The organism is Pseudooceanicola profundus (assembly GCF_054919315.1).
In genome coordinates, this window is the sequence record NZ_CM142898.1 from 1,044,472 (window position 1) to 1,056,823 (window position 12,352).

11 protein-coding genes are annotated in these 12,352 nt (G+C 68.3%); 4 read left to right on the forward strand and 7 right to left on the reverse strand.

Annotation, left to right across the window (positions count from 1 at the left end):
- The first annotated feature begins 12 nt into the window (after positions 1-12).
- From gcvH to ACX9MO_RS04845, 4 genes are all read left to right on the forward strand, one after another.
- A complete protein-coding gene (gene gcvH, locus ACX9MO_RS04830) occupies positions 13-372 on the forward strand; it encodes a glycine cleavage system protein GcvH (protein ID WP_222491707.1) in 360 nt (119 codons plus the stop codon).
- A gap of 4 nt (positions 373-376) precedes the next feature.
- Complete coding sequence (locus ACX9MO_RS04835) at positions 377-715, forward strand: VOC family protein (RefSeq protein ID WP_222491705.1); 339 nt, start codon at positions 377-379, stop codon at positions 713-715.
- 44 nt (positions 716-759) lie between these two features.
- Entirely contained in the window at positions 760-3,603 is a 2,844-nt protein-coding gene (gene gcvP / locus ACX9MO_RS04840) for an aminomethyl-transferring glycine dehydrogenase (RefSeq protein ID WP_462213713.1), read from the forward strand.
- Between the two features lie 151 nt (positions 3,604-3,754).
- Positions 3,755-4,585 carry a beta-keto acid cleavage family enzyme gene (locus tag ACX9MO_RS04845; RefSeq protein WP_462213714.1) on the forward strand — a complete coding sequence of 277 codons (831 nt, stop codon included), beginning with the start codon at positions 3,755-3,757 and terminating at the stop codon, positions 4,583-4,585.
- Between the two features lie 162 nt (positions 4,586-4,747).
- On the opposite strand, the gene ACX9MO_RS04850 is transcribed toward ACX9MO_RS04845, so the two are convergent.
- From ACX9MO_RS04850 to ACX9MO_RS04880, 7 genes are all read right to left on the reverse strand, one after another.
- A complete protein-coding gene (locus ACX9MO_RS04850; protein ID WP_222491699.1) occupies positions 4,748-6,181 on the reverse strand; it encodes a 3'-5' exonuclease in 1,434 nt (477 codons plus the stop codon).
- 1 nt (position 6,182) lies between these two features.
- Positions 6,183-6,704, reverse strand: a complete 522-nt coding sequence (locus tag ACX9MO_RS04855) for a hypothetical protein (protein WP_462213715.1) — start codon at positions 6,702-6,704, stop codon at positions 6,183-6,185.
- A 63-nt stretch (positions 6,705-6,767) separates the two neighbouring features.
- Positions 6,768-8,588, reverse strand: a complete 1,821-nt coding sequence (locus tag ACX9MO_RS04860; protein WP_462213716.1) for a DUF294 nucleotidyltransferase-like domain-containing protein — start codon at positions 8,586-8,588, stop codon at positions 6,768-6,770.
- A gap of 179 nt (positions 8,589-8,767) precedes the next feature.
- Positions 8,768-10,537 (reverse strand): sodium:solute symporter family protein, encoded by a 1,770-nt coding sequence (locus ACX9MO_RS04865; RefSeq protein ID WP_462213717.1) that lies wholly within the window; start codon positions 10,535-10,537, stop codon positions 8,768-8,770.
- A gap of 6 nt (positions 10,538-10,543) precedes the next feature.
- Positions 10,544-10,804, reverse strand: a complete 261-nt coding sequence (locus tag ACX9MO_RS04870) for a DUF4212 domain-containing protein (RefSeq protein ID WP_222491691.1) — start codon at positions 10,802-10,804, stop codon at positions 10,544-10,546.
- A gap of 113 nt (positions 10,805-10,917) precedes the next feature.
- Positions 10,918-11,601, reverse strand: coding sequence for an adenylate kinase (locus ACX9MO_RS04875; protein ID WP_462213718.1), 684 nt, complete (start codon positions 11,599-11,601; stop codon positions 10,918-10,920).
- A gap of 382 nt (positions 11,602-11,983) precedes the next feature.
- A complete protein-coding gene (locus ACX9MO_RS04880; protein ID WP_222491687.1) occupies positions 11,984-12,340 on the reverse strand; it encodes a hypothetical protein in 357 nt (118 codons plus the stop codon).
- Positions 12,341-12,352: the final 12 nt, after the last annotated feature.

Sequence of the window (12,352 nt, forward strand, 5' to 3'; positions counted from 1 at the left end):
GAGACACTCCTCATGAAATACACCGAAGAACACGAATGGCTGAACCCCGAGGGCGACCTGATCGTCGTGGGCATCACCGAACACGCCGCCACCCAGCTGGGCGACATCGTCTTTGTCGAACTGCCTGAAGTGGGCACCGAGGTCTCGAAGGAAGACGAGGTCGTGGTGATCGAGTCGGTCAAGGCCGCCTCGGACATCCTCGCGCCGCTGGACGGCGAGATCGTCGAAGTGAACGAGGCGCTGGCCGACAACCCCGGGGCCGTGAACGACGACCCGATGGGCGAAGGCTGGTTCTTCAAGATCAAGCCCTCGGACGCCTCCCAGATGGAAGCGTACATGTCCGAGCAGGAATACCTCGACCTGATCGGCTGAGCCCGTGGCGGTGCGGCGGATCGTGGCGAACCTCGCCTGTGACGATCCGCAGGCGCTCGCGGTGTTCTACCGCGCGCTTTTCGACCTCGACGTGGCGATGGACCTTGGCTTCATCGTCACGCTGGGAGCGGCGGCGCAGCAGGACGTCCAGCTCGCGCTGGCCTCCGAGGGAGGATCGGGCACCCCGGTGCCCGCCCTCTCGATCGAGGTCGACGATCTGGCCCCCGTGCTCGACGCCGCCCGCGCCCGGTCGATCGCCATCGCCTATGGCCCGGTGGATGAGCCGTGGGGCGTGCGTCGCCTCATGCTGCACGATCCCGCCCACGGCCTAACCACCGCCTGATCAACGTCCTGACCCATCTCAGCTAGACGGCAAGGAGCCTTCCGATGCCCTTCACCAAGACAGACTACGATCCCTACGATTTCGCCAACCGCCGCCACATCGGCCCCTCTCCCAAGGAGATGGAGGAGATGCTCGCGGTGATCGGCGTCTCCTCCCTCGACGAGTTGATCGACCAGACCCTGCCGCAGGGCATCCGCCAGGTCGAGCCGCTGGCCTTCGGCCCCGCGCTCTCCGAACAGGAACTGCTGGTCGAGATGCGCCGCGTGGCGCGCAAGAACAAGGTCCTCACCTCGCTTATCGGGCAGGGCTACCACGGGGCGATCACGCCGCCCGCGATCAAGCGCAACATCCTCGAGAACCCGGCATGGTACACGGCCTACACGCCCTACCAGCCCGAGATCTCGCAGGGCCGTCTGGAGGCGCTGCTGAACTACCAGACGATGATCTCGGACCTGACCGGTCTCGACATCGCCAACGCCTCGCTGCTGGATGAATCCACCGCCGCCGCCGAGGCGATGACCATGGCGCAGCGCGTCGCCAAGTCGAAGGCCAAGGGCTTCTTCGTGGACGAGAACTGCCACCCGCAGAACATCGCCGTGATCCAGACCCGGGCCAAGCCGCTGGGGATCAAGGTCATCGTCGGCGCCCCGGAAACCGTGGACCCCGAGACCGTCTTCGGCGCGATCTTCCAGTATCCCGGCACCTACGGCGGCCTGCGCGACTTCACCGGCGTGATCGAGAGGCTGCACGCCGCCAAGGCGATTGCCGTGATGATCGCCGATCCGATGGCGCTGACCCTGCTGAAGGAACCGGCCGCCATGGGCTGCGACATCGCCGTGGGCTCGACCCAGCGGTTCGGCGTGCCCGTGGGCTACGGCGGCCCGCACGCCGCCTACATGGCCTGCCGCGATGCCTACAAGCGCTCGATGCCGGGCCGGATCGTCGGCGTCTCCATCGACGCGCGCGGCAACCGGGCCTACCGGCTGGCGCTTCAGACCCGCGAACAGCACATCCGCCGCGAGAAGGCCACGTCGAACGTCTGCACCGCGCAGGCGCTGCTGGCGGTCATGGCTTCGATGTATGCGGTCTTCCACGGCCCCGACGGGCTGAAGGGCATCGCGCAGCGCATCCACGAGCGCACCGCCCTGCTGGCCAAGGGGCTGGAGGCCGGCGGCTTCGAGATCATGCCGGAGCATTTCTTCGACACGATCACCGTCGAGGTCGGCCCCCTGCAGGCGGCGGTAATGAAATCCGCCGTGGACGAGGGCATCAACCTGCGCGCCGTGGGCGAGACCATGGTGGGCATCACGCTCGACGAGTGCACCACGCTGGACACCCTGCGCGCGGTCTGGAAGGCCTTTGGCCTGACGGACGTGTCGGAAGAGCCCACCGGCTGGCAGCTGCCCGAAGGGCTGATGCGCGAGACGAGCTATCTCACCCATGAGATCTTCCACATGAACCGGGCCGAGACCGAGATGATGCGCTACATGCGCCGCCTCGCGGACCGGGACCTGGCGCTGGACCGCGCAATGATCCCGCTCGGCTCCTGCACCATGAAGCTGAACGCGGCGGCCGAGATGATCCCGATCTCCTGGGATGAATTCGCAAGCCTGCACCCCTACGTGCCCGCCGATCAGGCCGAGGGCTATGGCCACCTCATCGGTGACCTGACCAAGAAGCTCTGCGACATCACCGGCTATGCCGATTTCTCGATGCAGCCGAACTCCGGCGCGCAGGGGGAATACGCGGGCCTGCTGACCATCGCGCGCTACCACGAGGCGCGCGGCGAAGGGCACCGCAACATCTGCCTGATCCCGGTCTCGGCCCACGGCACGAACCCGGCCTCGGCGCAGATGGTGGGCTGGAAGGTCGTCCCCGTGAAGAGCCGCGAGAACGGCGACATCGACCTCGACGACTTCCTCGAGAAGGCGCAGAAGCACGCGGCCGATCTTGCCGCCTGCATGATCACCTACCCCTCGACCCACGGCGTGTTCGAGGAAACGGTGCGCTCGGTCTGCCAGATCACCCATGATCACGGCGGTCAGGTCTATATCGACGGGGCCAACATGAACGCCATGGTGGGCCTGTCCCGTCCCGGCGATCTGGGCGGCGACGTCAGCCACCTGAACCTGCACAAGACCTTCTGCATCCCCCATGGCGGCGGTGGCCCCGGCATGGGCCCCATCGGCGTGCAGGCGCACCTGGTCGAACACCTGCCGGGCCATCCGCTCTTCGGCACCGAGGGCGCGGTTTCGGCGGCGCCCTTCGGCTCGCCCTCGATCCTGCCGATCTCCTGGGCCTACACGATGATGATGGGCGGCGCCGGCCTGACGCAGGCCACCCGCGTGGCAATCCTGAACGCCAACTACATCGTCAGCCGCCTGAAGGGCGCCTACGACGTGCTCTACAAGGGCCCCTCGGGCCGGGTGGCGCATGAGTGCATCCTCGAGACGCGGCCCTTCGAGAAGACCGCAGGCGTGACCGTGGACGACATCGCCAAGCGGCTGGTCGACTGCGGCTTCCACGCGCCGACCATGTCCTTCCCGGTGCCGGGCACGCTGATGGTGGAGCCCACCGAGTCGGAGACCAAGGCCGAGCTGGACCGCTTCTGCGATGCGCTGCTGGCGATCCGGGCGGAGATCGCGGAGATCGAGGACGGCGCCATGGCGCCCGACGCCTCGCCGCTGAAGTTCGCGCCGCACACGGTCGAGGACCTCGTGGGCGACTGGGACCGGGCCTATGCCCGCGAGCAGGGCTGCTTCCCGCCGGGCGCCTTCCGCGTCGACAAGTACTGGCCGCCGGTCAACCGCGTCGACAACGCCTGGGGCGACCGCAACCTGACCTGCACCTGCCCGCCCATGACGGACTATGCAGAAGCGGCGGAGTGATCCGCCCCCGGCCCTGAGCCCCGCACGATGAAGAGAGCCCCGGCAGCCCGCGCTGCCGGGGCTCTTTGCCCTCTGCAAGCTTCCTTGGCAAAGCCGCCCCCAACCCCGATAAAGAGCGGGAGACAGAGGACGTCAGCTTCGAGGAGGCCCCATGACCAAACCCTGCATCATCTGCTGTGCCATCACAGGCTCGCTGCCGCAGAAATCCGACAACCCCGCCGTGCCGATCACCGTGCCCGAACAGGTGGAAAGCATGCAGGAGGCCTGGGAAGCCGGCGCCGCGATCTGCCACGCCCACGTGCGCAACGACGACGGCACCACCTCCTCCGACCCCGAAAAGTTCGCGGCCCTGAAGGAAGGGCTGGAGAAGCACTGCCCCGGGCTGATCATCCAGTTTTCCACGGGCGGACGCTCCGGCGCGGGCCAGACGCGGGGCGGGATGCTGCCGCTGAAGCCCGACATGGCCTCGCTCTCGGTCGGCTCGAACAACTTCCCGACCCGGGTCTACGAGAACCCGCCGGACCTCGTGGATTGGCTCGCCTCCGAGATGAAGACCTATGGCATCCGCCCCGAGGTCGAGGCCTTCGACCTCTCGCACATCCATCAGGCGGCGAAGATGTTCAAGGACGGCCGCCTGCCCGACAGCCCCTATGTCCAGTTCGTCATGGGGGTGAAGAACGCCATGCCCGTGGACCGCGATGTCTTCGACTACTACATCGCCACGATGAAGCGCCTGCTGCCCGACAGCGAGTGGTGCGCGGCCGGTATCGGCAAGGATCAGATCACCCTGAACGACTGGGCCGTGTCCTCGGGCGGCCATGCCCGCGCGGGACTGGAGGACAACATCCGCCTTGACCGCGATACGCTGGCGCCCTCCAACGCGGCGCTGATCAAGCGGATCACCGACCTGTGCGATAAGTACGAGCGCCCCGTCGCCACCACGACGCAGGCGCGCGAGATGCTGGGCCTGCGCCCGGCCTGACGGGCGGGGTCTCGGGCCAGAACTCGGGCCAGAACTCGGGCGGGGTCTCGGGCGGGGTCTCGGGCGGCTCATCCGACGGCCGCGCCGGATCGCCCGCCCGTTCTCCTGCCGGTTCTCCTGCCGGATCGCACCATGCGAAGGGCGCCCCCGGGCGCCCTCGCCTCAGCTGTCGCCCGCGTCGTGGATGTCGTTGGCGTCGGCCAGCAGGCGCCGGTGCTTGCGCATCTCGGCCCGCACCTGCCCGAAGGTCGCGAGGCCCCGCGCCTCCAGCAGCGGGATCATCTTCAGCAGCACCTCCGAGGTCGCCCGCGCATCGCCCATGGCGGTGTGCCGGTCGCGGTCGAGGATCTCGATATCCAGCCGCCCGGCGAGCGCGTCGAGCGTATGGGGCGCCGAGGCCCCGAATAGGATCGCCGAGAGCAGCACCGTGTCCAGCACCGGATGGTCGAATTTCAGGTCCTGCCGTGCGCCGTAGCGGTGCAGGAAGGCCATGTCGAAGGGCGCGTTATGGGCCACGATCACCGCGCCACGGCAGAAGCGGTGCAGCCGGGCCACCGCCTCGGGGATCGTCGGCGCGCCATGGACCATGGCGTTGGAAATCCCGTGCACCCGCGTCGCTCCCGGCGGGATCGGCCGCGCGGGATCGACCAGCGTGTCCACCACCTCGCCGGGCACGCACTGGCCGTTGACGATGCGGATCGCCCCGATCTGGACGATGTCGTCGCGCATCGGGATCAGCCCGGTGGTCTCGGTGTCCATCACCACGTAGATCAGCTGCCGCAGGGGCGTGTCGCTGATCGAGGCCGGGACCTCCCCCAGCGTGGCCGAGAAGTCGAAGGCCATGGGACGTTCCGCGTGGATGCCCTCCTCCGGCGGGAAGGAGAGGACATAGCCCCCCGCCTTCAGCGGATGCAGCGTGACCCGCCAGCCCGAGGCATTGCCCGCCAGCGGCAGGGTCACCACCCGGTCGCGGCGATAGCCCCGGCTGTCGAGGTCCGCGACCGCCTCCCGCAGCTTCGCCTCGTCGAAATAGTCGAAGACCGACTGGCCGAGGGCGAGCGGCCCCATCGCGTCCAGCGAGGCGGCGGCGTGACCATCGTAGAGCGTGATCCGGTGATCCGGCGCCACGATCAGCACCGCTAGCTGGATCTCGGACAGGACGGCGGCAAGCTGGTCCTTCTCGGTCTCCAGCCGCGAGGTGTGCCGGGCCAGCGTCTCGGCCGCCTGCAGGTCCGCGGTGCCAAGCTGCGCCGTCAGGGCCGAAGCCGCGGGCCCGAGGTCCCCGAGGTAGCGCGCCGGCCCCGCGTCGAGGTCCGAGCGCACGCCCGCCACCGCGCGGGTGCGCATGTCGGCAGCCAGCCTCTCGATGGGCTTGGCGACATTCTCGTCGAAGAGCAGCCAGACACCGGCCACCAGACCGGCGAGGCCAAAGCCCGCCACCAGCCCCGCGATCACATAGCCCGAGGCCCCGCCCCCGTGCCGCCATCCGAACCACAGGCCGAGCGCGATCAGGGCCAGCCCACCGACACCGAGCACCGCAAAGAAGAGCAGCACCCGCTGGCGCAGTGACATCCTCTCGACCCAGCGCTGCGTCATCTCACCCCTCCGCGCAAACCGCCTGCGTGACGGGGTCCTCCGCCCCCGCGTCGATCCAGCCGGCGCCCTCGACCGCGCCGCCCGCGCCGAAGGTCACGCCGTCCTCCAGCGCCGCACGGCGGTGGCCGTCGCAGTCCACCAGCACCCGCAGGCGCTGCACCGCGCCCCACCTCTGGTAGAAGACCACGTCGGTGATCCGCAGCGCGGGCTGCTCGGGGTTGCGCAGCGTGGCCGCGTGATCGACCACGGCAAAGCGGCTGACATAGGGCCGGACATAGGTCCAGGGCCGGTAGAAGACCTGCGTTTCCACCTCGGTCACGATCTCGGCGGTGTCGGGCAGCGTCGCCTTGGTACGCGGCGCCCAGGTGTATTCGTTCGACACCGTCATCCCGATCATCACCAGACCCGCCGCCACCGGCATCATCCACTTGGGCAGCCGCCCGCCGACGATCCGGTTCACCAGCAGCACGACACCCGCCGCGGCAAGCCCGGCCACGAACGTGGCGATCAGTTCCAGAAACATGCCTGTTCTCTCCTCCCCCGGGTGACCCGGGTCTTCCCCATTGTGCCGGTTATTCCCCGGCCGTTACCCCGGCACCCCACGGCCTGACCCGGCCGCCGATTGCATCCGCCGCACCACCACGAAGGCGTCGCGCAGATGGCTGCGTTCGAAGTCCGACACTCGGGCCGGGGCCATGAAATTGTCAACCGCCTCCCCGGCGGCGACCTGTCGCGCCTGATGCTCCAGCCGTGTCTGGGCAATCAGGTCATAGGCATCCAGCAGGTCCTGCCCGCCGCCCGGGCTGACGATGCCCGCCGCCATGGCACCCTGCAACCGCGCCCGGGTGTTCACCGCGGGCAGCCGCCCCTGCAGCGCATAGACCCGGCCAAGGTCCGTCACCGGCACCACGCCGTTGTGCTTGAGGTCGATCGTGTCCTTGTGCTCGCCCGAGCGGAAGGTGGCAAAGCCCCTCAGCAGCCCCAGCGGCGGCGTATGCTTGAGCGAATTGGCCACCATCTGCGCCACGAAGATCGTGTTCTGGGCAGCGGCCCCCAGCGTCTCTTCCTGCAGGCGGGTCAGCAGCGCGCCCTGCCCGCCGATGCCGCGCAGGTCGAACATGACCGAGGAGAGCATCTGCGATTCCGGGTCCGCCTTGGCGATCCAGCCCGCGAAGTAGCGCCGCCACGCGGCCAGCGGCTGACACCAGCGGGGGTTGGTCGCCATCATGTCGCCGGGGCAATAGACGTAGCCGCAGGCGTTGAGCCCGTCGCTCACGATCCGCGCCAGCCGGGTGAAATAGGCCATGTCGGCCTCGCTCGCGGCATCGTCGAGGATCAGGCAGTTGTCCTGATCCGAGACGCCGGTCTGCTCCTGCCGGCCCTGCGATCCGCAGGCCGCCCAGAGGTAGGGCACGGGCGGCGGGCCCAGTTCTGCCTCGGCCATGGCCAGCAGGCGGCGGGTGACCGTGTCGGCGATATCGGTGATCAGCCGGGTCACCACGTCATGCCGGTTGCCCGCGCCCACCAGCTGCCGCAGCAGCGCGGGGATCTTGGCGGTGACGGCGGCCAGCCCGGCCACGTCCTGCGCCTGCGCCAGATCGCGCACGAGGTGGGCGGAGCTTTCGGCCTGCGCCCGGGTGAGGTTGGTCTGGGTGACGATGCCCACCAGCCGGCCGGCCTCGACCACCGGGATATGGCCGATCCGGTGCTCCATCATCGCGTGCAGCACGTCCGAGCCGATGGCGGAGGGCGCCAGCACGAGGGGATTGCGCGTCATGATCCCGGCCACCGGGCCGGTCGGATCGATGCCCCCGGCGACGACCTTGTTGGACATGTCGCGGATCGTGACGATCCCGGCCAGCGCCCCCTTCTCCAGCACCGGCAGGGAGGAGATGCGCCGCTCGCGCATCAGGGCGGCCGCATCGCGGATCGGGGTGTCGGCCTCGCAGGTGGTGGGATCGGCGGCCATCAGCTCGGCCACGCGCATGTCGGTCAGCGCCGGGCGGCGTGGTGCTGCCGCCTCGCCCTTCCCGCGCGAGAAGAAGCGGCGGAAGGCCTCGTGCGCCTCGATCAGCGCAAGGAAGCGCCCGGCGGGCAGCAGGAAGAGCGTGCAGTCCTCCTCGGCGATGGCGGTGGAGGCGGCGAAGCCGTCGCGCATCAGCCCGCGTTCCCCGAAGGAATTCCGGGCCATGAGGTGCGAGAGGACCTCGCCCTGTTCGCCCTCGATCCGGACGTGACCGGCGCGCACGACGTAGAGCCCGTCGAGCCGTTCACCGAAGCGGAAGATCACCTGCCCCGCAGGCACGTCCAGCCGCCGGAACATGCCGCACAGCTGCGCGCGCTCCTCGGCGGGCAGCGTGTCGTAGGGATGTATCCCCGCAAGGAAGGTCTGGGTGTCCTCGGGCATGGGCCCCTCCCCAAGCTAAGAGAGACGGAAACGGCGCGGGGTCATGAAGACTGCCCGCGCCGTCCCTGACAAGGGGGAGGACGAAGTCCCCCCGTCGCTGCCCGATCCCCACAGGAGGAAGGACCGGGCTGTCCGATGCGCGGCCCGCCCTCATTCAGGCCGCACACCGGGGAGGATCGTCAGTGATCCGTGGCCGCACCGGCCCCGCGGGGGATGCGCACGCTCTCGACAAGGTCCTTGATCTCCTGCGGGGTGTCCTCGGTCATGTGCGACACGATGAAGGCCACCGCGAAGTTGAGGACCGCACCGATCGACCCGATCGAGACCGAGGTGATGCCCAGAAGCGAGCCATCCACGGTGTCGGGGAACGAGTTGGTGCCCGGGATGAACATCCAGCCCTTGTGCAGGAAGATGTAGACCACGGTGAAGATCAGGCCGGTCAGCATGCCTGCCACGGCGCCCTTGTTGTTCACCCGGGTCGAGAAGATGCCCATCATCAGCACCGGGAAGATCGAGGCCGCGGCGATCCCGAAGGCCAGGGCCACGGTCTGCGCGGCAAAGCCCGGGGGGTTGAGGCCGAGGTAGGTCGCCACCGCGATGGCAACAGCCATGGCGATACGGGCCGACATCAGTTCACCCTTTTCCGAGATGTTCGGGTTCAGCTGGCCCTTGATCAGGTCGTGGCTGACCGAGGACGAGATGGCGAGCAGGAGGCCTGCCGCGGTGGACAGGGCCGCGGCCAGACCGCCTGCGGCGACCAGCGCGATGACCCAGCCGGGCAGCTGTGCGATCTCGGGGTTGGCAAGCACGAGGATGTCGTTGTTGACCACCAGTTCCGAACCGGTCCAGCCGTTGGCTTCTGCCGTGACGGTGAAGTCGGCGTTCTTGTCGTTGTAGAACTGGATCAGGCCGTCGCCGTTCTTGTCCTCGAAGGAGAGCAGGCCGGTGACTTCCCAGTTCTTCATCCAGTCCGGACGCGAGTCATAGGCGATGGGCTGCTCGGTCACGCCGTTCGGGTAGACGGTGGTCATGATGTTCAGGCGCGCCATGGCCCCCACGGCCGGGGCCGTCAGGTAGAGCAGCGCGATGAAGACCAGCGCCCAGCCGGCGGACCAGCGTGCGTCGGCCACCTTGGGCACGGTGAAGAAGCGGATGATGACGTGGGGCAGGCCCGCGGTGCCGATCATCAGCGACAGGGTGAAGAGCACCATGTTCAGCGTGTTGGAGTGGTGGCCGGTGTAGCTGTTGAAGCCGAGGTCGGTCACGATCTGGTCGAGCGTCTTGAGCAGCGCCTCGCCCGAGCCCTGGTGTTCGCCCAGCAGGCCGAGCGGCGGCACCGGGTTGCCGGTCAGTTGCAGCGAGATGAAGATCGCCGGGATCGTGTAGGCCATGATCAGCACGCAGTATTGCGCCACCTGGGTGTAGGTCACGCCCTTCATGCCGCCGAACACGGCGTAGGCGAAGACGACGCAGGCGCCGATCAGCAGGCCCGCGGTGTTCGACACCTCGAGGAAGCGCGAGAAGGCCACGCCCACGCCGGTCATCTGGCCGATCACGTAGGTGACCGAGGCGACGATCAGGCAGATCACGGCCACGAGGCGCGCGGTCGGGCTGTAGAAGCGGTCGCCGATGAACTCGGGCACGGTGAACTTGCCGAACTTGCGCAGGTAGGGCGCGAGCATCAGCGCCAGCAGCACGTAGCCGCCGGTCCAGCCCATCAGGAAGGTCGAGTTGTCGTAGCCCACGAAGGCGATCAGGCCGGCCATGGACAGGAAGGAGGCCGCGGACATCCAGTCCGCCGCGGTGGCCATGCCGTTGGTGACGGGGTGGACACCCCGGCCGGCGGCATAGAATTCGGAGGTCGAGCCCGCGCGGGCCCAGATCGCGATGCCGATGTAGAGCGCGAAGGACGCGCCCACGAACAGCAGGTTAAGGGTATACTGGTCCATGGTCGATCACTCCTCGTCGACGCCGTGTTCACGGTCGAGCTTGTTCATCCGCCAGGCGTAGAAGAAGATCAGCGCCAGGAAGACGAGGATCGACCCCTGCTGCGCGACCCAGAACCCGAAGTCCGCGCCGCCGACGGAAATCCCCATCAGGGCCGGGCGCAGCAGGATGCCGAAGCCGAAGGGCACGATGGCCCAGATGATGAGGCTGATGATGATCAGCCGCAGGTTCGCCGACCAGTAGCTGTTCTTGGATGAGTTATCGGCCATTGGCGGCCCCCTCCCTCTCTGTGTGATGTCCCTGGGCACGCCGCAAACGGCGCACCCTCCTCCTGCGCAGGCCCCGAGAGGCCTGCGGTCCTGTCGTGAAATCTATCGGGGCCTCAGCGCGTGGCTGCGGCGACGATGTCCTGAAGCGACTGCGCGATGGCGTCGATCTCGCCCATGGCGTCCACGCGGCTCAGCACGCCGCGGGCGTCGTAGTAGCCGATCAGCGGCGCAGTCTGTGCGTGGTAGGCGGCGAGCCGCGAGCCAACCGTCTCGCGGTTGTCGTCGGCGCGGCGCTTCATCTCGATCCCGCCGCACTTGTCGCAGGTGCCCGCGACGGCGGGCTGCTTGAAGCTGTCGTGATAGCCCTCGCCGCAGGCGGCGCAGGTATAGCGCCCGGCCACACGGTCGACCATCGCGGCGTCGTCCACCTCCAGCGAGACGGCAGCGTTGACCTTCTGACCGGTGCTCTCCAGCAGGTCATCCAGCGCGGCGGCCTGGCCTTCGGTGCGCGGGAAGCCATCGAGGATGACCCCCTTGGCCACGTCGGGTTCCGCCAGCCGGTCCTGCAGGATCGCCAGCACGATCTCGTCGCTGACCAGCCCGCCCGCATCCATCACAGCCTTGGCGCGCTGCCCGGCTTCGGTGCCCGCGGCCACGGCGGCGCGCAGCAGGTCGCCGGTGCTGAGTTGGACGAGGCCAAAGCGCTCCTCCAGCATCCGCGCCTGCGTCCCCTTGCCGGCCCCCGGCGGGCCCAGCAGGATGAGCACGGCGGGCCGCGTCATGGTTTCTGCCTCCATGAGACTCCTCCTCGTTCCTTCCGGGCCCATGGCCCGTCCCTCCCCGCCGAGGTGTCTCCGGCGGATTCTCCTGACGTCACATTAACACAAGGTGAAAACGATCCTATAACCTTCGGGATTGCCGCGCTTTTTCTGTCAATCAATTTTCGAATCGCGCAGGTTTATGTAAATTTCCCTGAGAACGCCCCGTTTTTCAAAGTAAATTCGGCACAGAAACGACAAAGCCCCGCAGGCGGGCTGCGGGGCTCTTCGGGATGTGAGCGCGAACGGCCCGCCGGGGGGCCTGCGACAAATTGGACCGCCCCCTTGCCGGGGCCGGCTGTGGTGGCGCCCCGCGGGGCGGCTCAGCCGCCCGTCGCGGTCCTCAGCCGATGCCCGGGGGTCAGGCGCTCTCGCGACCGATCAGGGCCACGGGCGCATCGTCCTCGCGGGCGAAATCCAGAGGCGGCGCATCGGCGGCGGCGGTGGCGCGCTTGAATTCATAGACCATCTCGCCGTTTTCCTCCTCCGAGGCGACGATCAGGCATTGCGAGAGGTGGCGGCCGCCATCGTAGAGATCGATCAGCCCGCGCAGGTGCGGCGCATCCTCGATCGCAAGGGCAAAGCCGTCGTGCCACAGGCGCAGCACCGGAAAGGTCTCGTCCCCCACGTGGACACGCAGGCGGCTCTTGCGGCGCGCGTCCTTGCGGCGGGCCGCGTCCAGACCTTCACGGATCTCTTTCGGCAGATAGGTTTCCATGGCCATCCTCCA